This window comes from Chitinophaga sp. NPDC101104, from assembly GCF_050277495.1.
In the GTDB taxonomy this organism is placed as follows: Bacteria; Bacteroidota; Bacteroidia; order Chitinophagales; family Chitinophagaceae; genus Chitinophaga.
This window is the reverse complement of record NZ_JBNNSF010000001.1, coordinates 1,238,815-1,258,570: the sequence shown is the minus strand read 5'-3', so window position 1 is coordinate 1,258,570 and position 19,756 is coordinate 1,238,815. Positions and strand designations below refer to the sequence as shown.

Annotated in this window: 18 protein-coding genes; 8 read left to right on the top strand and 10 right to left on the bottom strand. The window is 54.9% G+C overall.

Going from position 1 to position 19,756, the window contains the following annotated elements; genetic code table 11:
* Positions 1 to 18 precede the first annotated feature (18 nt).
* The 3 genes from ACQKLP_RS05240 to ACQKLP_RS05230 all read left to right on the top strand — a co-directional run bounded on the left by ACQKLP_RS05240 (position 19) and on the right by ACQKLP_RS05230 (position 2,722).
* A complete protein-coding gene (locus ACQKLP_RS05240) occupies positions 19 to 1,776 on the top strand; it encodes a M14 family metallopeptidase (protein WP_427320726.1) in 1,758 nt (585 codons plus the stop codon).
* Between the two features lie 109 nt (positions 1,777 to 1,885).
* Entirely contained in the window at positions 1,886 to 2,260 is a 375-nt protein-coding gene (locus tag ACQKLP_RS05235) for a hypothetical protein (RefSeq protein WP_427320724.1), read from the top strand.
* Positions 2,261 to 2,461: 201 nt separating this feature from the next.
* Positions 2,462 to 2,722, top strand: coding sequence for a hypothetical protein (locus ACQKLP_RS05230; protein ID WP_427320722.1), 261 nt, complete (start codon positions 2,462 to 2,464; stop codon positions 2,720 to 2,722).
* A 199-nt stretch (positions 2,723 to 2,921) separates the two neighbouring features.
* On the opposite strand, the gene ACQKLP_RS05225 is transcribed toward ACQKLP_RS05230, so the two are convergent.
* From ACQKLP_RS05225 to ACQKLP_RS05180, 10 genes are all read right to left on the bottom strand, one after another.
* Positions 2,922 to 3,938 carry a beta-ketoacyl synthase chain length factor gene (locus tag ACQKLP_RS05225; protein ID WP_427320720.1) on the bottom strand — a complete coding sequence of 339 codons (1,017 nt, stop codon included), beginning with the start codon at positions 3,936 to 3,938 and terminating at the stop codon, positions 2,922 to 2,924.
* Positions 3,928 to 5,142, bottom strand: a complete 1,215-nt coding sequence (locus ACQKLP_RS05220; protein WP_427320718.1) for a beta-ketoacyl-[acyl-carrier-protein] synthase family protein — start codon at positions 5,140 to 5,142, stop codon at positions 3,928 to 3,930. Before ACQKLP_RS05220 ends, ACQKLP_RS05225 begins: the two co-directional genes overlap by 11 nt.
* Positions 5,143 to 5,157: 15 nt before the next feature.
* Positions 5,158 to 5,445, bottom strand: a complete 288-nt coding sequence (locus ACQKLP_RS05215) for a phosphopantetheine-binding protein (RefSeq protein WP_262707067.1) — start codon at positions 5,443 to 5,445, stop codon at positions 5,158 to 5,160.
* A gap of 48 nt (positions 5,446 to 5,493) precedes the next feature.
* Positions 5,494 to 6,786, bottom strand: coding sequence for an ABC transporter permease (locus tag ACQKLP_RS05210; RefSeq protein WP_427320716.1), 1,293 nt, complete (start codon positions 6,784 to 6,786; stop codon positions 5,494 to 5,496).
* Between the two features lie 12 nt (positions 6,787 to 6,798).
* Complete coding sequence (locus tag ACQKLP_RS05205) at positions 6,799 to 7,545, bottom strand: ABC transporter ATP-binding protein (protein WP_427320714.1); 747 nt, start codon at positions 7,543 to 7,545, stop codon at positions 6,799 to 6,801.
* An 11-nt stretch (positions 7,546 to 7,556) separates the two neighbouring features.
* Positions 7,557 to 8,555, bottom strand: coding sequence for a BtrH N-terminal domain-containing protein (locus tag ACQKLP_RS05200; protein ID WP_427320712.1), 999 nt, complete (start codon positions 8,553 to 8,555; stop codon positions 7,557 to 7,559).
* A 9-nt stretch (positions 8,556 to 8,564) separates the two neighbouring features.
* Positions 8,565 to 8,987 (bottom strand): hypothetical protein, encoded by a 423-nt coding sequence (locus tag ACQKLP_RS05195; protein ID WP_427320710.1) that lies wholly within the window; start codon positions 8,985 to 8,987, stop codon positions 8,565 to 8,567.
* 121 nt (positions 8,988 to 9,108) lie between these two features.
* Entirely contained in the window at positions 9,109 to 10,245 is a 1,137-nt protein-coding gene (locus ACQKLP_RS05190) for a beta-ketoacyl-ACP synthase III (protein WP_427320708.1), read from the bottom strand.
* 109 nt (positions 10,246 to 10,354) lie between these two features.
* Complete coding sequence (locus ACQKLP_RS05185) at positions 10,355 to 11,281, bottom strand: hypothetical protein (RefSeq protein ID WP_427320706.1); 927 nt, start codon at positions 11,279 to 11,281, stop codon at positions 10,355 to 10,357.
* A 57-nt stretch (positions 11,282 to 11,338) separates the two neighbouring features.
* Positions 11,339 to 12,052 (bottom strand): head GIN domain-containing protein, encoded by a 714-nt coding sequence (locus ACQKLP_RS05180; protein ID WP_427320704.1) that lies wholly within the window; start codon positions 12,050 to 12,052, stop codon positions 11,339 to 11,341.
* A gap of 135 nt (positions 12,053 to 12,187) precedes the next feature.
* Between ACQKLP_RS05180 and guaA the strand changes: the two genes are divergently transcribed.
* The 5 genes from guaA (at position 12,188) to ACQKLP_RS05155 (ending at position 18,933) form a co-directional block, all read left to right on the top strand.
* The gene (gene guaA / locus ACQKLP_RS05175) at positions 12,188 to 13,726 is read left to right on the top strand and encodes a glutamine-hydrolyzing GMP synthase (RefSeq protein WP_427320702.1); all 1,539 of its coding nucleotides are present in this window, start codon (positions 12,188 to 12,190) and stop codon (positions 13,724 to 13,726) included.
* Positions 13,727 to 13,831: 105 nt separating this feature from the next.
* Positions 13,832 to 15,157, top strand: a complete 1,326-nt coding sequence (locus ACQKLP_RS05170; RefSeq protein ID WP_427320700.1) for an ABC transporter substrate-binding protein — start codon at positions 13,832 to 13,834, stop codon at positions 15,155 to 15,157.
* A 104-nt stretch (positions 15,158 to 15,261) separates the two neighbouring features.
* On the top strand, positions 15,262 to 16,269 hold the full coding sequence (locus ACQKLP_RS05165) for a ligase-associated DNA damage response exonuclease (protein WP_427320698.1): 1,008 nt from the start codon (positions 15,262 to 15,264) through the stop codon (positions 16,267 to 16,269).
* Positions 16,269 to 17,867, top strand: coding sequence for an ATP-dependent DNA ligase (locus ACQKLP_RS05160; RefSeq protein ID WP_427320696.1), 1,599 nt, complete (start codon positions 16,269 to 16,271; stop codon positions 17,865 to 17,867). Before ACQKLP_RS05165 ends, ACQKLP_RS05160 begins: the two co-directional genes overlap by 1 nt.
* A 250-nt stretch (positions 17,868 to 18,117) precedes the next feature.
* A complete protein-coding gene (locus tag ACQKLP_RS05155; RefSeq protein ID WP_427320694.1) occupies positions 18,118 to 18,933 on the top strand; it encodes a sulfite exporter TauE/SafE family protein in 816 nt (271 codons plus the stop codon).
* Positions 18,934 to 19,756 lie beyond the last annotated feature (823 nt).

Below are 19,756 nucleotides of genomic sequence, written 5' to 3'. Positions count from 1 at the left end.
CAATCAAATCATTAACCATTGATTTTCAACAGTCTAAACCGCAAATGGCGCCCCCTCGCCCTGGCAGCCCTTTTGGCCGCATCGTTCCAAACCGCTCAGGCTCAAGACCTTACCACAAAATATGAACGCTCCGGCGCCCGGGAAACCGTCACCTACGCCGAATGCATCGATTACTGGAAGATGCTCGTCCGCCGGTTCCCGCAGCTCCATATCCGCGAAATCGGGTCTACAGACGCCGGGTTCCCCCTGCACCTGGTTACCCTGTCCCCCGACCGCGACTTCGATTATGCGAGCCTGCACCGCAAAAACCGGCGCATCATCCTCATCAACAACGGCATCCATCCCGGCGAGCCCGATGGCATAGACGCCACCATGATGCTCGCGCGCGACATCTGCCTGGGCAAAAAAAAGCTCCCCGCCAACGTGACCCTCGCCATCATCCCGCTATATAACATCGGCGGATCGCTCAACCGCTCGGAATTTTACCGGGTAGACCAGAACGGCCCGGACGCCTTCGGCTCCCGCGGAAACGCCCAGAACCTCGATCTCAACCGGGATTTCATCAAAGCGGATTCCCGTAACGCCAGGACTTTCCACCAAATCTACCATCTCACCGATCCGGACGTATTCGTAGACAATCACGTCAGCAATGGGGCTGATTATCAGCACATTATGACATTACTGTCTACCCAGCACGGCAAACTCGGCGGGCCCATGGGCGCCTGGCTCCACGATACCTTCGAACCGGCGCTGTACAAAATGATGCAGGAAAAAGGGTACGATCTGCTGCCGTACGTGAACCATTTCGGGCCAACGCCCGACAGCGGGTGGACCGCCTTCGCCGACGGGCCCCGTTATTCCAGCGGCTACACGACCCTGTTCCATACTTTCGGTTTTGTGCCCGAAACGCATATGCTGAAACCTTACAAACAGCGCGTGGAGGCCACTTACGCCCTCATGGAGTGTTTCATCCGGTTTACGTCGGAAAACAGCGCCAGGATCAAGGCTCTCCGAGACGCCACGAAAGCCGCGGTCAAAACGCAGGAAAAGTTCCCCCTGAGCTGGGAGCCCGATATGAATACGCCGCAGTGGTACACCTTCAAAGGGTTCGAGGCAGGATATAAACCGAGCGAAGTGTCCGGTTTACCGCGCCTGTTTTACGACAGATCGAAGCCCTACGAAAAGCAGATCCGCATTTTCAATCACTTTGAGCCCGGCAATTTCGTGACGCGGCCGGAAGCATATCTCATCCCGCAGGGATGGTGGGCCGTGATCGAGCTGCTGCAGGGGAACCAGGTGAAGATGCGCCGTTTGCAGCGAGACACCACGATCGAAGTGGAGACGTATACCATCAAGGATTTTAAAACGGTGACGTCACCGTACGAAAAGCATTATCTGCATTTCGGGGTGAAGACGGAAACGTCGAGACAGCGGATCGCGTTCAGGAAGGGGGATTGGTATATTCCCATGGACCAAGCCGCCAACCGGTATTTGGTGGAGACGCTGGAACCGGGGGGCGCGGATTCCTTCCTGGCCTGGAATTTTTTCGACGCCATATTGGGACAGAAGGAAGGGTATTCGTCTTATGTGTTTGAAGACACGGCAGGCGAATATTTACGGTCGCACCCGGAAGTGAAGAAGGCGTTGGAAGAGCGCCGTGCCGGGGATTCCACGTTCGCAAAAAGCGGTTCCGCGCAGCTGAATTTCGTGTATCGCCAATCGCCCTGGAACGAGCCGGGATTCATGCGGTACCCGGTGTTCAGGGTGGTGAAATGATGGGTTGTGAGAATTTCGTTTCCAGAATTTTTTGAAAATAGTGCCGGAAAAATTTTTCAGTATCGAAAAAATTTACCTTGCTTCCATTGATAACTAAAACAGAAAAAAGATGGAAGTACAACAAAGCCAGATGGTCCTCGAAGCCGTAAAATCACTGGAATCCACATTCAATGGAAGAATTGATGCACTGGAGTCCAGGTTCGATGGGCGAATTGATGCACTGGGGTCCAAGCTCGATGGGCGAATTGATGCACTGGAGTCCAGGTTCGATGGACGAATTGATGCACTAGTTCTCCAGGTTGAAAAACAATTCGAAGAAGTCGGCGAGCAATTCAAAAAGATCAATTTCCGGATTGATTTGTTGCATCTTCGTATGGGAAGTATTGAGTGCATTTATAAATCAGTACTAAACCGGCTTGGCCGCGCAAATGAACATTTTGAAAAAATCGAATCGAGGCTAGGCATGAAGCTTGGCAAAATTTAGTTTCCTTTCCTGTAATGGCTGGTTCGTTGATACCTACTTAAATAGATACCGAAAGCCGTACCTCATTTAGGTGCGGCTTTTTCACTTTTCAAAAATATCTTTCAAAAAATTCGCCTTCAACTTAACATAAATCAGGTTCAAAAAAGTTTGATCTTGTTGGAGAAATTATATTCGCTGCATTCGTTTACAAATGGAATTAGTATGAAAGATCAAAATTTGACATCACTTTTAGCAGCAATTCAAGCAATTGACACGAAGTATAATGAACAAATGCAGATGAGCAATTTCCTGCTTTGTGAACTGAACAATAAAATATCAACATTAACTTCTAATTCCAGTTCTATGGCATCGAAATTTGATGAATTAGGTAAAAAATTTAAGGCCTTGGAAACGCGAATAGGTTTGCTTGATGCTGTATTAGATAAGCATTACAAGGAGATGCCCAGAGTATATTATCCCTGAATGCGCATTTTGAAAAGCTTTCGAAATTGAAATTCTCAGTCCGCTCCTAAGATCTTCGGAGCGGACTTCCCTGGTACATGAAAGCGAAACGAGCCTGAGATGGGAGCCAACCGGCGCCTGGGAACAATTTCCCCCGCAATAAAAAAGCCGCTGCGATGCAGGATCGATGCGGCTTTCAATGTGTTTACATCAGGAAGGGTCAATGCTTTTGCAACAGGATGAACGTATGCTGTTCTCCGTAGAAATGGTTATACACCAGCGCAGTTTTGTGACGGCCGGAAATCAGCTCCTGTTGGGCGGTCCACATGCCGAAGGCGCCCGCGGTATCGTATTCCCCGCAATATTGTTTGAAGGAGATATTCGAAACGGAAGCTGGAAGTATGTTTGCTACAACATCGTAGAAATGATCGAAACGCGTATCGCCGTTGCGGCCGCTGACGAGCAAATCCACGTCTCCAGCTCTCACACCCTGTTTTTGCAGGAACTGTGCGAGCGCGGAAACCACCTGTTCAGGCGCAGGTTTGTAGAGCATCTGCATGCCTTTCACTTCGACCGGCGCAGGCTGCGTGCCGACGAGGAAAAACACGGCGCCTTCTCCGGCAATGGTACCCGGCGTTTGGGACGCCAGCATATCCATCGGCTGGGTGAGCGCTGATTTCCAGTAGCCGATGCGGCTTTTGATGAAGAAATGCTCCACCGTCATTTCGTCGAAACCTCCTGCCAGCACGCTTTCCGCATTCCCCTCCTGGATCTGCAGAAGGCTGTCGAGCAGGGCGTGCTCGAAGGAGAAGCCCCTATGCACGAACGTATTGTTATAGTCCGTGCATTGCTGTTGCAGGGCGATGAGGCCATTGACGGAGTTATAGGTGGACTGGATGAACGGCGTGGGATTGAGCGCGGTTTCTTCGTAAGTGCGGATATCGTGGAGGAACTTCTCCGTGTCTTGCAGGCTGCCGCGGCCCGTTCCCGTGATGATGGCGCCGGGTATGGGGGCGTTGGCGTTCCGCAGGCATTGCAAAGCCGCCGTGAGCCCCATTTTGAGCAGCCGGCTCATACGGCGCAGGCTGTTGGGCGGAATGAACCCCGCGTACCCCGGCTCCTGCGCGCGCAGGAGGTTCCGCTCTTCGAGCGGGAGGAACTGCGGTGTATAATCCCCCGAAAAGCTCTGTTGCGGGGAAATCGCCGCACTGGCCTGTATGTAGCACTTAATTTCCATATTTACTGATCACGAGTGATGCATTGTTGCCGCCGAACCCGAAGGAGTTAGACACCACGTTCCTCACAGGCGATTCTTCCAGCAGGCGCGTTTCCGGCGAGATGCGCAGCTCTTCCATGCGCGTCGTAAAGTTGAGGTTCGGCCAGATCATCTGCCGGTTGATCGCCAGCACGGAATAGATCGCCTCGATGGCCCCGGCCGCCGCAAGGGTATGGCCGGTAAAGGGCTTAGTGGAACTGAACGCCGGCACCTCGTCACCGAAGAGCCTTTCCAGCGCCCGGCCTTCCGACACGTCGTTGTTCAGCGTAGCCGTGCCGTGCACATTCACGTACTGCACGTCTGCCGGCGTAAGCCCGCCCATTGCCAGGGCTTTCCGCATGGCCTCGTAGGCACCGTCGCCCTCGGGCGAGGGAGAGGTGGGATGGAAGGCTTCGTTGGTATTGCACCACCCGCTCAGTTCGGCCATGGGCCTGGCTTTGCGGCGCTGTGCGAAACTTTCCGATTCCAGCACGAGATACGCCGCGCCTTCGCCCAGGTTCAGACCGTTACGATCATTGTCGAACGGCAGGCAATGCCTTTTATCGATATTCTTGAGGGAATTGAAACCATTGATGGTAAACCGCGTGAGCGCTTCGGTCCCGCCGCACACCGCCCTGTCTACAAGCCCCGCGCGGATGAGCCGCGCGCCGTACATGAGCGCGTTGGCCGACGAGGAGCAGGCGGTACTGATGGTGGTGACATAGGCCGTAAGACCCGTTTCATCGGCGATCCGCTGGGTACAGTCCGCACAATCGAGGGTATCGATGAGCTGGAGGAAGGTACCTTCCTTTTGGGGGTCGAGGATATCGAAATAGATTTTCTCGGTGTCGCACATGCCGCCAACGGTGGATGCGTTGATGAAGGCGGTCGGGGTTTCGGCGGCATTGCTGATGCCGGCGGAGCGCAGGGCTTCCTGCATGGCAACGAGCCCGAGGAGCGTGGTGCGGGTGAAGCCTGTGGTATCGGGGAGGCCGGCCATCTTCGCCAATTCTTCCGACGAACACTTCACTTCTCCCACCGGAAGCACGTTACGGTAAATGGTATCCACGAACTGTGAATAGCCGATGCCGCTCCGTTGCGCCCGGAGGCTGCGGAAATTCTCCTCCACGTTATTCCCGATGGCGGAGATCATACCCATCCCTGTTATCAGCACACGTTCTGCCATACGGTCTATGCGGGATCAGGCCGCCTGTTTGCTCATAATGAATTCTGCCATGGATTGAACGCTCTGAAGGATTTTACGGCCTTCGCGAGGGTCTTCCACTTTGATTTTGTAGTTCCTTTCCAGCAACACCATCAGTTCCAGCGAATCGATGCTATCGAGCCCGAGGCCTTCACCAAACAGGGGGGCATTGTCGTCAATGTCTTCCGGTTTGGTATCCTGCAGGTTCAGGGCTTCGATGATCTGCTGTTTGAGTTTCAGTTTTAATGCTTCCATGTTGTTGTAGGTTTTACGCCCACGGCGTATTCCAGGGGGGTAAAATTAATTGTTTTACCGTTGTTAAGAAAATGTTCTTTATCCGATCCTGCGCTGCTCCACCACCGCCGCCGCTACCAGCATGGCCCCGCCGCATCCCAGCAGCTTGGCGATATCGGGCAGCACGAACGGGATATGGCCGTTGCGCAGGTAAATATCATTGATGGCGTCCAGCCCCCAGCTCAGGGGCGACAACCGTCCTATCAGCTGCATCGATTCCGGCATGATCTCCAGCGGGATCCAGATGCCGCCGATGGCGCTGAGGATCACGATGCTCACCGCCCCGAAGTTCAGCGCCTGGTTGGGCGTTTTGAAGATCGTGCCGATGAGGATGCCATATGCCGTGGCCGTTACGCCGATGCTCGCCGCCACGAGGAATCCCGCCGCATGGTCTACACCCAGCTGCAGCTTCGGAAGGCCCAGCATTGGCAGTAAATACAATCCCACCATGATCATCCCGTAAAACTGCACAACACATATGCCGACGAAAAACAGCAGTTTCCCCGTGAGCACAGACAAGTAATTCCCGGGGATGAGCTTCATCCTTACCAGGCTCCCGTCTTCCCGCTCGCGGATCATATTCCCGGCGATGGGGATCACGATGAAAAACATGGCGAAAATGCTCCAGGCGGGCACGTTGTGCTGTACGGAATTGGAAATGACGTCGATCTGCTTCCCCTCCCCCAGGCTCGTTTCCCGGAGCGCCACGGCTTTGAGGCGGATGGCTGGGAAAGTGTCCTGGCTAAGGCTGTCGCGGCTGCGGAGCTGCAACTGGATACGCTCCAGCAGCAGATCGGTCTCCACCTGGGTGAGAAAATTGTCCAACGCCTGGTGGATGGCGCTTTTGAAGGCTTTCTTGGCCGCGGGGTCGAAATACAGCTGTACGGCGAGGGAGTCGTTGGAAAGGGCTTTTACCGGCAATTGCGACGGCAGGCCCATCCGCTTCGAAATATCGTTCACGATCTTGTTGGCATTGCTGACGATTTCCGCCGTAGCGCCTTTGGGAACGGTGATGCTGATCTTGTATCTGCCTTCGGCGACCATTTTTTTCGCCGCCGCTTCCGACAGCGGCTGGCCGTTGATGGAATCGACGACGTTGAATTGCCCGCTTTCCTGCAAGCCTTCGCGGATGTACCGTCCAAGCCGGCCATGGTCGTTATCCACCGCAAGAATATCGAACTTCACTTCCTGGTAATCGCGGAAAGGCGCGTCCTGGATGAGGGCCATCACGGTAATCAGCACCAGCGGCATGGCAAAAAGCAGCGCCAGCCCGGCTTTGTCGCGCCGCAGCAATAACCATTCTTTCCGTATCGTGGCGATGATCCTTAACATGATTGCTTTTGTTTAATCCCGCACGGCATGGCCGGTATAGTGGAGGAACACGTCTTCCAGGTTGCGGCAATGGCCGTGGCGGCCAACGAGGTCTTTCGGCGTGCCCTGCACCACCAATGTCCCTTCGTCGATAATGGCCACCTCGTCGCAGATCTGTTCGGCTTCGTCGAGCAGGTGCGAGGTGTAGATGACGCTGTTGCCTTTCGCGTTATAATCCCGCAGGAATTGCAGGATCATGCTGCGCGATTGCACATCAACGCCGGCGGTGGGCTCGTCGAGCACGAGGAGCCTGGGCTCGTGGAGGATCGACGCGATGATGTTGGCGCGCCGTTTCATCCCGCCCGAAAATTTCCCGGTTTCTTTATGTGCGGCCTTTTCCAGCCCAAAAGCTTCGAGGTGCTGCATGATTTTTTCGCGGAGGGGCTTGCCGCTGAAGCCGTAGAGGTTCCCGAAATACCGGAGGTTCTCGAAAGCCGTCAGTTGCGGAAAGAGGGCGATGCGCTGGGGCACCACACCGATGACCCTTTTGATGGCTTCGCGGTTGGCAGGCACCTGTGGCATGCCGAAGATTTCCGTGCTGCCGCCGGTGGCTTCCACCAGTCCGCAGAGGATGGAGATCGTCGTGGTCTTCCCGGCGCCGTTGGGCCCGAGGAGCCCGGCGATCGTTCCTTCGGCGAAGGTGCACGAAAGCCCGCGGAGACTGGGTATCAGTGCTCCGGCGTAGGTTTTCTCCAGGTCTTTCACGGCAATGCTGTTCATGTCGCTTTTCCTCAGAGTTTAACGGTAGACAGGCGGCGGAATACTTTTTCTTCCATATCGGCGATCTGCAGGAGCATTTTGCTCAGTTCGCCGTAAGAAACGTTGTCGGCCGAGCGCGCTTTGCAGACGCGGCCTGCATGGGCGGCAAAGTTACGCCAGGCGTCGCCCACCTGCGTCAGCTCGCGGCCCACGTCTTTCAGCTCGGGCTTGTCCAGCAGCGAACCGGCTTCCTGGAGGAAGGCGGCATACATGAACCGGAACCCTGCGCCGCCGGTCCCGATCTCTTCCTGCATGCGGATCACATTGCCGAGGTAAAGCGCGGCTTTGCGGTCGCCCACTTTGGCGGGGTAATCTTTCATCCGCTTGGCGAGGAACCGGATGCCTTTCACGCCGAACATAGGCACGGGGATCTTGAGCATATAATGGCAGGCCTGGTCGATGCCGGCTTTCACCGGTTCGCGGAAATCCACTTCCTGCGGCACGTTCACGGGGTAATACATTTTGCCTTTCGGCGCGGGGAACCCTTTGGCGAAACGGGCGCGGATGAGGTTTTCGGTATCGATGCGGGTAACGGTGTCCATGATGGGGTCGGAAACGAGGTAATCGTCCCCGTCTTTACCATATACCACGAGGTTGTGCGCGTTGAAATGGAAGCGGTACGATTCCGGGAAATACGGAAGGTAGTACACGCTGGACTGCAATCCGACCGGCACGCCGTCTTCGACCAGTTGGTCGAGGGTTTTCATGGCGCTGTCTACGTTGCTGAACTTGCGGGATTCCATCGTAACGCCGAGCCGTTTGCAGGCGCGGGAAAAGATGGCGCCGGGCCAGATGCGGTAGGTGGTGCCTGGCACGCCGTTCACTTTCACGAAAGGCAGGTGGCCGAAAAAGATGCCGGCCCCGATCCCGAAGGCCATGGGCTCGCTGATCTGGAGACCGTGATGACCGAAGAGGTTGGATATTACGCCGCTTTCACAGTGGGCGGTTTGCGTGTGGCTGAATTGTGTCATGTCTGTTCGTTATGCTGGGCGCTTGAATGGAAGCAGTTCGCCGCTGCGGAGGGCCTGGGCGGGGATGCCGAAAATATCCGCGTAGCGGTCGATCATCTTGCCTGACAGGCCTTTGAATACCTGGGGTTTCATGTGCCGTTTCACCTGCCACTGGAATTTACCGGCTTTGAGGGCCAGCAGCGGAAGGTCGAGCAGGGTACGTTCCATGTAGTAGGCGACGGGGCTCAATATCCCCGCTTCCACCTGCGATTTCGTATCGGCCACACGCTGTTCCACTTCATCCCAGGCCTGGCTGAGCGCAACGTTCTCCGGTTCCCAGCCGATGCTGGTGGCCGTCGTGTAATCGCCCTGCTGGTCTACTGCGTAGAAAAGTTGCTTGAACGTACCGTGATGCAGGTTGTCGCCGTCCTGCGGAACTTCATCTTTTTTCATGGTGTGCAGTTTTTTCGTTGATGAGGGATCAGCTCCCTGATATTATTTGAAATGCAGCAGGCACCGGATTTTCCGGCGGCTGCTGCATGGTAGTTCGATCATTATCGGCCGTTAAAAAGGCTTAGACAACGGTGATGCCGGCGTAGGCATACGAGAAGCGTGCGCTTTCGGGCACCATCATCACGATCGTATCGCCTTTTTTCAGCATGCCCTGGTTCAGCAGTTCTTCCAGCATGAAATACGGGGAAGCCGTGCCTACGTTGCCCACGCGGGTCAGGTTGGTGAACCATTTTTCCTGCGGGATGTGCACGCCCAGCCGCGCGATCTCTTCATCGATCTTGAAACGGAAGAATTCGGAAGAGAGGTGCGGCAGGAACCAGGTGAGCTTATCGATATCGATGTTATATTTTTCGACGAGGTCTTTCCACATCTGCGCGCCGGAAGGCACGATGTTCTTACCGAGCAAACGGGTGTCCTGTTTAAAGGAGAACACGCTGTTGGCAGCCCATTCTTCGGGCGTCATGTCTGTCCAGCCTTTGGTGGAGCCGTCTTCATTCTTCACGGCACCTGCGTACATGCAGGTTTCCAGCTCATGCGCGTACGAGGCGATCTCCACCCAGTCTACCCGCAGGCTGAGCCCTTCTTCGTTGGGCTTGTCCTGGAACAGGGCGGCGCTGGCGCCGTCAGACAGCATCCAGCGGAGAAAATCTTTTTCGAAAGCGATGATGGGATTTTCGGTGAGGTGCTTCAGGTTTTCCGTTTCCGGCTCAAAGTTGCGGGACAGCAGCCAGGCGGAGAATTTCTCGGAACCGGTGCTCACGGCGTTGGCCGTGTTGCCGCATTTTACCGACATCCAGGCGTATTTGAAAGCCTGCATACCGGCCGCGCAGGCGCCGGTGGCGGCGATCAGTTCCACGGGCTGGCATTTGAGGATGCCGTGCACCATGGCTGCATGGTTGGGCAGCAGCTGGTCGGGGCTGGTAGTGCCGCAGGCCAGCAGTTGCATTTGGGTAATGGGAAATTTATCGTCGAACAGGCTGGCCACGGCGCTGGCGGTCATTTCCGCGTTGGTGTGCGTGCTTTGCCCGTCTTTGTTTTGCGCGTAATAGCGCGTTTTGATCTTGTTGTTTCCCAGGATGATGTTCCTTGCCCGGGAAGGTTTTCCATCCACCATACCGAGGATGCTTTCCATTTCTTCATTCGCTACCGGCTCGTTCGGCAAAAATTTGGAGAGCCTCGTTATATATACTTCTTTCATCGCAGTGAATTGTCCGTTTTTTACTCGATCTGAATAGTCGGCACCGGGGTACCGGAATCATTTCAGGGTTGTTGTTAATTGATTAAGCGGCCGTAAATATAGAATTTATTCAGTTTTCGCGGAGTTGTATTCCTTTGTAATACGTAACGTCCTCGTTAAGTTTCTTTCTGCCGATCGTGAGCTGTAGCCAACTGGCAATGGTGGTGAAAGGGCTGAGGATGGGAATGGCGGCGAGGAGGATTACGCGGTACATGGTAACGCGGCCCTGGCGGGCGGGGCTCCCCGGTTCGCCGGCCTTGCTGATGTAATTGGCCCAGAACCGGAACGGCTTTACGCCGCGCATTTCGAGGACGATGAGCCCCGGGTCTACCTCCACGCTGTTCAGCGCCAGGAGGTGTTGGTGCAGGTCGCCGAATTCCTTCCTGGCCAGCGCGTTGCCGATGGGCGCCGCGAAGCGGGACGATTCCACGATTTCCTTTTCCTGTACGCCTGCGGGCGGGAAAATGAAGAATGCGTCTTTCTTTCCCTTGGTGGCCCAGCGGAGGATGGTGATGAGCGATACGAGGTTCGGGTGCTTGTCTACCAGCGCGATGTGCCCGGCCAGTTGGGCGCCGGCGGCGTGCAGGTAGCGTTTTACTTTCTCCTGTGCGTTGATCCACATGTTGCGGCAGCCGAGCAGTGTCACTACGGGCTTGCCTTTCAGGAGGCGCTTCCCTTCTTCGCTTTGCAGGAAAGCGGCGATGGGCTGTGAGGGAGAAAGGAACCAGGGCTGGTATGCCAGCAACACCAGGTCGAAATGCTCGTCCGGGTTAATTTTCAGGGGTTGGATGGGCTGGGGTTTGCCCAACACCGTTTCCGGCATGGTATCGAAAAAACGCTGTTTGGGCCAGGGGAATGGAAAATCCTTCACCGGCGCGATCTCCTCGAACTGTATCTCGGCCTTGCCCTGCAATGGCGCTAACACATGATCAATGATTCTCTTCAGCTGGCCCGTTTGGGTGTAGTACACCACTAATATCTTCGGAAGTTGACTCATATACGGCGGTCGTATGTTCCTAAAAAAACAGCAAACATACAAAAGTTTTTCAATTTGTTACTGCTTGTGGACGCCTCCGGAGCCCATTTTGTTCACGTTCATGGAAGGCTCTCCTTTATAATATATATCGCCCGAGCCGAGGATGGAAGCCTTGAGCGTCCGGCTGGCGTGCAGCTTGATGTTTCCGCTGCCGGCGATGTTCACTTCCGCCGTTTCGGACATGAGGTCGAACGCGTTGCAGTTGCCGCTGCCGGCGATATCTACGCTCATGTCGCGGGTTTCGCCCTTCAGGTCGATGTCTCCCGCACCGGCGATGCTCAGTCTGATCTCGGGAGCGCTGAAAGCCGCTTCCATGTCGCCGCTGCCGGCAATGCTCAGGCGAACGGGGCGGTCGGCCGTGAAGTGGCTGCCGATCTTGATATCTCCCGATCCCGCCAGTTCCACATCGGTCAGTTGGTCGGTGGCGAGTTCCACTTTCACATCTTTATGTGTACGGATATTGACGTTATTCCTGAATTTTATCCTGAGTTTATCCCCATCTTCTATTAACTCGATGAGCGGGAGAATATTGTCTTCGGCTTCGAGCGTGGCCGAACCGCCGGCGCCCTTGGTGATATAAACGTCCATGCTTCCCTGTACTTCGAGGCGGGAAAAAGGTTTGACATTGCGGGTTTCAGTGGCTACGCGGCCGCTGCCGCTGACCTGGTCGCAGGCCGACAGGAAGGGCAGGGCGACGAGGAGGATCGCCATCAGGGAGAATTGCGTTTTCATACAGCAGTTGATTTAGAATCAGGGTATTGGGCGAAAAATACGATAAAATATCCAGATACGGGACTATGGCAATTTCGGGCGAATCTGCGGGAAAGCAAAATCCGAAGTCCGAAATTCCTTTATCTTTGCACCACCATGACAGAAAAGATCCTGATCCTCGATTTCGGGTCCCAGTATACGCAGCTGATCGCACGTTGCATCCGGGAACTGAATACTTATTGTGAAATACAGCCATGTAACAAGCCCATTGAATGGGAAGACAGTATTAAAGGCATTATTCTTTCCGGCTCTCCTTTTTCCGTGAACGACCCGCAGGCGCCTGTGGTAGACATTGCCTCCATGGCGGCGCGTGTGCCCGTGCTGGGGGTTTGCTACGGCGCCCAGCTGATGGCCAAGGTTTTCGGCGGCGAGGTGGCCAAGAGCAGCACCCGTGAATACGGCCGTGCGTTCCTGGAACATTCCAACAAGGAAGAGCCCCTTTTCTACGACGTAAACCTGAAAAGCCAGGTGTGGATGAGCCATGCAGACACGATCGTTCGCCTGCCCGAAGTGTTCACCCCCATCGCGCATACAGACAACATCCCGGTGGCGGCCTTCAAAAGCCTCACCCTCGCCAAATACCCCGTGCATGCCGTGCAGTTCCACCCCGAAGTGACGCACTCCATCGAAGGGAAACAGATCATCCGCAACTTCCTCGTCCATATCTGCGGTATGCAGCAGGACTGGACGCCGGCGGCTTTCGTACAGGAAACCGTAGCCCGTATCAAGGCACAAGTGGGCGACAGCAAAGTGGTAATGGCGCTCAGCGGCGGGGTAGACTCTACCGTGGCTGCCGAGCTGATCCACAAAGCCATCGGGCAGAACCTGTATTGCGTGTTCGTAGACAACGGGCTGCTGCGCAAAGACGAGTTCGAGACCGTGCTGGATTCTTATAAACACATGGGCCTCAACGTAAAAGGCGTAGATGCGAAAGAGCTGTTCTACGGCGAGCTGAAAGGCGTTTCCGATCCCGAAACCAAGCGCAAGATCATCGGCCGCCTCTTCATCGAGGTGTTCCAACAGGAATCTAAAGCGTTGAAAGACATTAAGTTCCTCGGTCAGGGTACCATTTACCCCGACGTGATCGAGTCGGTTTCCGTGAACGGCCCGTCGGCCACCATCAAATCCCACCACAACGTGGGCGGCCTGCCGGAAAAGATGAACATGGGCCTGGTGGAACCGCTCCGCTTCCTCTTTAAAGACGAAGTCCGCCGCGTAGGCAAGGAAATCGGCATCAGCGACATCTTCCTCGCCCGCCATCCCTTCCCCGGCCCCGGCCTGGCCATCCGCATCCTCGGAGAGATCACCCCCGAAAAGGTGCACATGCTCCAGGAAGCAGACGCCATCTACATCGAACTGCTCCGCGAAATGGAACTTTATAACCAGGTATGGCAGGCAGGCACCATCCTCCTCCCCGTACAAAGCGTAGGCGTAATGGGCGACGAACGTACTTACGAGTTCACCGTTGCCCTCCGTGCCGTTACGTCGACCGACGGGATGACGGCAGACTGGGCGCACCTCCCCTACGAGTTCCTCGCCAAAGTATCGAACGACATTATTAATAAGGTAAAAGGTATCAACCGCGTGGTGTACGACATCAGCTCCAAACCGCCGGCTACCATCGAATGGGAATAATTCCCTTCAACGAATGAGCAGTTACGAATTACGGATGAACATTTTTTTTCATTTGTAATTCGTAACTGTTTTTATCCATGGAATGATTTTTGCAAATTTGGCCTCATGAACCGAACGAACAACCTGGGCAGACTGGCCCTCACCATGTCTTTCGCCCTCCTGCTTTCCGCCTGTAGCATCTTCCGCCAGGCGCCTCAGAAAACGGACGGCCCGCCTCCCGAACTGAGCAAGCCGGAAAAGGAAGAGCCCAAAAAACCGGTTGAAGAGAAACCCGCCGCCAGGGCGCCCTTCAACGTTCCCGCATTCGCAAAGGAAGTGAAGAAAGACGCCTATAACGTCGCCATCTTCGCGCCCCTGTACCTCGATTCCGTTTTCGCCAACAGCCTCGAAATCCCCGGTCGCACCATGCCCCGCTACGTGCTCGCCGGCCTCGAATTCTACGAAGGCGCCCAACTCGCGCTCGATTCCCTTTCCCGCCTCGGCGTGAAACTCAATGTCCAGATATTCGACAGCAAATCCCGGACGAACGACGCGGCCAGCCTCATCCGCAGCCGCCGGCTCGATAATACCGACCTCATCATCGGCTCCGTTTCCGCTCCCGAGATCAAAGTGATCAGCGATTTCGCGAAACAGAAGGAGATCAACTTCGTTTCCGCCACCTATCCCAACGATGGCGGCATTTCCGGCAACCCCTTCTTCCTCATCACCAACAGCACGCTTCGCTCCAACGTGGAAGCCGTGCATGATTACGTGCAAAGAGGGTTCGCCAACAAAAACATCGTGGTGGTCCGCCGCAATACGCCCTTCGAAGCTGGCATTTTCAACAATATCAAGGCTGCGTACGACAAGTTGAACTACGACAAAAAGTCCCGCGTCCGCGAGCTCATCTGGAGCGATGCCACCTCAGAATCGCAGATCTCGCAACTGCTGCTGGCCGACCGGCCGAATGTGCTCATCGTGACCGCGCTCGACGAAGCCGGCGCCAAGAACATCCTCCGCAAGTTGTCTGCCCAACGCGCCACTTACCCCATGCATGTTTTCGGCATGCCGACCTGGGACGTGATGAAATTCAAGGAACCCGAGTTCGAGGGGATGACGATGTATTACACTTCGCCTTACTACAACGATAAGACCGATGTGTACTCGAAATACCTGACAGACGCGTTCCGCCATAAGTATAAATCCCGCCCGTCGGACATGGCTTTCAAAGGGTTCGAGGCCACCTGGTATTTCGTGAAGGCGCTCGCGCAGGATGGGGTATATTTCAACAAAGACCTCAACAAACCGGGCAACCGCCTCTTCACAACGTTCAATTATCAACCGGTTTACCTCCAGGAAAACGCCGAAATGCCGGATTACTTCGAAAACAAGAACATCTATATCATCCAGAAAGGCGATAGCGCAGACTTCAAAATGAATGCTATCAACTGATTGATACATAAATGATTACAGAAAAAGACCGGTTTCCCCGGTCTTTTTTTATGCCCCGATCTCCCAACCCGGCGGACCGGTTTTTGTTGTAGATTCAGGTATCCATGCAACCCGTTCTCACATTCACCGAAGGCGGCATTTATTGTCCAGCGGGCGGTTTTTACATCGACCCCTGGAAGCCCGCAGACCGTGCCGTGATCACCCACGCGCACTCCGACCACGCCCGTTTGGGCAGCCGGCATTACCTCTGTACGAACGATTCCGTGCCTTTGCTGCAATTGCGGCTGGGAAAGGATATTTCCGTGCAGGGCGTGGGTTGGGGCGAGACGGTGAGGATCGGTGGCGCAGAAGTTTCGTTCCATCCCGCCGGCCACATGATCGGTTCGGCGCAGGTGAAAGTGACGGTGGACGGGCAGGCCTGGGTGGCCAGCGGCGATTATAAAACGGAAAACGACGGTATTTCCGGCGCGTTCGAGCCCGTGAAATGCCATACGTTCATCACCGAAAGCACTTTCGGCCTGCCCATCTACCGCTGGCGGCCGCAGACGGCGATTTTCAGCGATATCGAAGGCTGGATGCGGGAGAACGAAGCTGCGGGAAAACAAAGCATCCTGGTGGCGTACAGCCTCGGAAAGGCGCAGCGGCTGCTATACAATCTGGCACATACGGGAAAACGGTTCTTTGTGCATGGAGCGATCTATAACGCGCAGCAGACGCTGCTTTCAGCCGGATGGCCCCTCCCGCCGGTGGAACTGATCACCCCGGAAACGAACAAAAGCGAAATGAAAAACCAGCTCATCATCGCACCGCCATCCGCAGCAGATTCTGCGTGGATGAAGAAATTCTCGCCCTATTCGCTCGGCGTCTGCAGCGGATGGATGCAGGTACGCGGGAACACCCGGAGAATGAACGCCGATGCGGGTTTCGCGATTTCCGACCACGCCGATTGGCCCGGATTGCTGCAAACGATCAGGTACACCGGCGCGGAAAAAGTGTTCGTCACCCATGGGTTCAGCAGTGTGCTGGCGCGCTACCTCCAGGAAAACGACATACCCGCGGAAGCCGTGCGCACGGCGTTCGGCGGCGAAGAAGAAACCGAAACCACCGCCTGATGCACCAGTTCTCCCAACTCATATCAGACCTTTCGCACAGCACCAAAACGAACGAAAAACTGGAGCTGCTCAGCCGCTATTTCTCCACGGCCGACGAGCGCGATGCCGCCTGGGTGCTTGCGCTTTTTACCGGACGGAAACCCAGGCGCACCGTCAATTCCGCACAGTTGCGCCTGTGGTGCCGCGAAGCGGCGGGCCTTCCCGAATGGTTGTTCAACGAATGCTACCATACCGTGGGCGACCTGGCCGAAACCATCGCGTTGCTGTTGCCGCCGCCGGAAAAGCGGGACGGCCCCATGCCGCTGCATTTCTGGATGGAGGCGTTGATTTCGCTGGAAAAGGCGCCCGAAGCGGAGAAATCCGCATTCATCCGAAGCGCCTGGGAGCAGCTGCAGCCGGGCGAAAGATTCGTTTTCAACAAGCTGATCACGGGCGGTTTCAGGATCGGGGTGTCGCAGGGCACGATCGTCAATGCCATTGCGAAGGCATTCGGTATGGAGGGCGCGGTGGTCAGCCATATGATCGGCGGGAATTGGGATCCCCGCGAAACCACGCTGCCACAGCTGTTGCACGACAGCCACAGCAACCCGGACGATTCGCGGCCATATCCTTTCTTCCTGGCGCATGCGCTGGAAGGAAGTCCCTCGGGCCTGGGGGCGCCGGCCGACTGGCAGGCCGAATGGAAATGGGACGGCATCCGCGGGCAGCTGATCCGCCGGAACGGACAGGTATTTTTGTGGTCGAGGGGCGAAGAACTGATCACCGACAAATTCCCCGAAATCGCCGGTCTGCTCGATTATTTGCCCGACGGAACGGTCGTTGACGGGGAAATTTTGGCCTGGGATGTAGTACTACAGCGCCCGCTGCCCTTTCAAAACCTGCAAACCCGCATCGGTCGAAAGAATCTCACGAAAAAGCAGCTGCAAGACGCGCCGGTGGTGCTTCTGGCGTATGATCTGATGGAATGGGACGGACAGGACATCCGGCCGCTGCCGCTCCGCGAGCGCCGGGCGTTGCTGGAAACGCTGGTGAAATCCGTGGACCGGCCGGCGTTGAGGATTTCTCCGTTGATCGGATACGGGGATTGGGAGGAACTGGCGGTGCTTCGCGAACAGAGCCGGGGCAACAACAGCGAGGGCGTGATGCTGAAAAACGCGGGATCGGTGTATCAGGTGGGCCGGCGGCGTGGTGATTGGTGGAAATGGAAGATCGATCCGTTTACGGTGGATGCGGTGATGGTGTATGCCCAGAAAGGCCATGGCCGCCGTTCGAACCTGTATACCGATTATACTTTCGCCGTTCGCAACGGCGATCAGCTCGTGCCTTTCGCGAAGGCTTATTCCGGGTTGACGGATGCGGAAATCGGGGAAGTGGACGCGTGGGTGAAACGGCATGCGGTGGAGAAGTTCGGGCCTGTCCGCACGGTGAAGCCCGAGCTGGTGTTCGAGATTGCTTTCGAAGGGATCGCGGCGAGCAACCGGCACAAATCCGGCATCGCGCTGCGTTTCCCCCGGATCCACCGTTGGCGGAGAGACAAGCCGGTGTCGGAGATCAATACGCTGGACGACCTCAAACAACTTCTGGCGACGCAGACCTGACCTCCCCTGAGATTACCCTTTTAGTCTACAGAATATGTGTTGAAGTGATGTACTACCTTTGATTTGCGGGGGTTAACACCCTGCCGCCAAAACATCCCTGGACCGTAATAGACGGAAGGAAAAAAGGACCAATCATTCGACGACCAACATTAAAAAAACGCAATTGTACCTACCATTGCCGGACCATTGGCTTTTCTACCGTTATGCGCAAAGGATGCAATATTCACACGTGAAAATCATTTAACGCCAGATGGACTTGCAGGCTGCATTGTTGCTAGTATTGATAGGATTTGGGATCGGAACCTTCGGGACCCTGATCGGGGCCGGGGGAGGCTTTATCCTCATGCCTTTATTGCTGTTGATGTACCCGGACATGGCGCCCGACGTACTGACGAGCATTTCGCTGGCGGTGGTTTGCCTGAACGCGACCTCCGGATCGGTGGCGTATGCCCGTAAAAAGCGGATCGATTACCGTTCTGCGGCCATTTTCGCGATCGCAACGTTGCCGGGTGCCATACTCGGGGCCATGGCCACGAGTGTTATTTCGCGGCATGTATTTAACCTGATCCTGGGAGGGTTGCTGATCGTGATCGCGCTCTTCCTGATCGCCAAACCCAACCGGGGGGCATATGCGCAGGGTTCGCTTAAAGGAAAATGTGTAGACCGCGACCTCACGGAGCGAAGCGGCGAGCATCATCAATACCGGTTTAATATCTGGTACGGTATTCTGATCAGTTTCGCCGTGGGCTTCATCAGCAGCTTGCTGGGCATCGGCGGCGGCATCATCCATGTTCCGGCACTGATCAGCGTATTGAATTTTCCTATCCACATCGCCACGGCTACGAGTCACTTCATCCTCGCCATCATGTCTTTGGCGGGAACGATCGTGCACATGGTCCAGGGCAGTTTCTGGGAAGGTTGGCAAACAGCCCTTTCCATAGGGATCGGGGTGGTGATCGGTGCGCAGCTGGGTGCGGGGCTTTCCAGCAAAGTGAAGCCCAAAGGTATCATGATCGCCCTTGCTGGCGCCCTGCTCATTGTAGGTGTCCGGCTCCTCTTCACCTGATTTTTCCATATGCATACAATAGTACATGCCGGTTGAACGATCAACCGGCATTTTTTATCGATGAACTTTTCGATAATTACTGCAGCATAAAACTCTGCTCGAACAGCACGGAAAGCACATAAATTACCGGGCTGATCTCGCGGCATTTCCGTTTAAGACCATTAGCAAAACATAAGACAGCATCCCGAAAACGAATATTAATTGCCGGTTGAACTTTCAAACCACATTTTTTATCGCTGAATTTATTGAAAATTATTGCAGCATAAAAATCAGCACAAACAGCACTGAAAGTACGTGCATCACCGGGACAATCTCGCGGTACTTCCCAGTAAAGACCTTCAGCAAAACATAGGACTGCATGCCAAAACGAATAGTAAATGACGGTTGTACGATCAACGACAATTTTATCACAGAACTTTTTGTCGATTATGCTACATAAAACCCAGCACCAACAGTACTACAATAGCCAATGCCGGCGGAACGATTAACCCACATTTTTTATCGCTGAACTTATTGACAATTACTGTAACATAAAACTCAGCACGAACAGCACCGAAAGCACATACATTACCGGGCTGATCTCGCCGTATGTTCCGGTGAAGACCTTCAGCAATACATAAGTATGCCCAAAACGAATAGTAAATGACGGTTGAACGATCAACGACAATTTTATCACGGAACTTTTTGTCAGCTTATTGCTACATACTACCCAGCACCAACAGTACTACAATAGCAAATGCCGGCTGCACGATTAACCCACATTTTTTATCGCTGAACTTATTGAAAATTATTGTAACATAAAATCAGCACGAACAGCACCGAA

Bases quoted from the DNA above. Each gene is read 5' to 3' on its own strand.
- ACQKLP_RS05225 (WP_427320720.1), bottom strand. From the start codon at position 3,938: ATGGAAATTAAGTGCTACATACAGGCCAGTGCGGCGATTTCCCCGCAA.
- ACQKLP_RS05210 (WP_427320716.1), bottom strand. From the start codon at position 6,786: ATGTTAAGGATCATCGCCACGATACGGAAAGAATGGTTATTGCTGCGG.
- ACQKLP_RS05165 (WP_427320698.1), top strand. From the start codon at position 15,262: ATGCAACCCGTTCTCACATTCACCGAAGGCGGCATTTATTGTCCAGCG.
- ACQKLP_RS05155 (WP_427320694.1), top strand. From the start codon at position 18,118: ATGGACTTGCAGGCTGCATTGTTGCTAGTATTGATAGGATTTGGGATC.
- ACQKLP_RS05170 (WP_427320700.1), top strand. From the start codon at position 13,832: ATGAACCGAACGAACAACCTGGGCAGACTGGCCCTCACCATGTCTTTC.
- guaA (WP_427320702.1), top strand. From the start codon at position 12,188: ATGACAGAAAAGATCCTGATCCTCGATTTCGGGTCCCAGTATACGCAG.
- ACQKLP_RS05190 (WP_427320708.1), bottom strand. From the start codon at position 10,245: ATGAAAGAAGTATATATAACGAGGCTCTCCAAATTTTTGCCGAACGAG.
- ACQKLP_RS05220 (WP_427320718.1), bottom strand. From the start codon at position 5,142: ATGGCAGAACGTGTGCTGATAACAGGGATGGGTATGATCTCCGCCATC.
- ACQKLP_RS05205 (WP_427320714.1), bottom strand. From the start codon at position 7,545: ATGAACAGCATTGCCGTGAAAGACCTGGAGAAAACCTACGCCGGAGCA.
- ACQKLP_RS05185 (WP_427320706.1), bottom strand. From the start codon at position 11,281: ATGAGTCAACTTCCGAAGATATTAGTGGTGTACTACACCCAAACGGGC.
- ACQKLP_RS05160 (WP_427320696.1), top strand. From the start codon at position 16,269: ATGCACCAGTTCTCCCAACTCATATCAGACCTTTCGCACAGCACCAAA.
- ACQKLP_RS05235 (WP_427320724.1), top strand. From the start codon at position 1,886: ATGGAAGTACAACAAAGCCAGATGGTCCTCGAAGCCGTAAAATCACTG.
- ACQKLP_RS05200 (WP_427320712.1), bottom strand. From the start codon at position 8,555: ATGACACAATTCAGCCACACGCAAACCGCCCACTGTGAAAGCGGCGTA.
- ACQKLP_RS05195 (WP_427320710.1), bottom strand. From the start codon at position 8,987: ATGAAAAAAGATGAAGTTCCGCAGGACGGCGACAACCTGCATCACGGT.
- ACQKLP_RS05180 (WP_427320704.1), bottom strand. From the start codon at position 12,052: ATGAAAACGCAATTCTCCCTGATGGCGATCCTCCTCGTCGCCCTGCCC.
- ACQKLP_RS05230 (WP_427320722.1), top strand. From the start codon at position 2,462: ATGAAAGATCAAAATTTGACATCACTTTTAGCAGCAATTCAAGCAATT.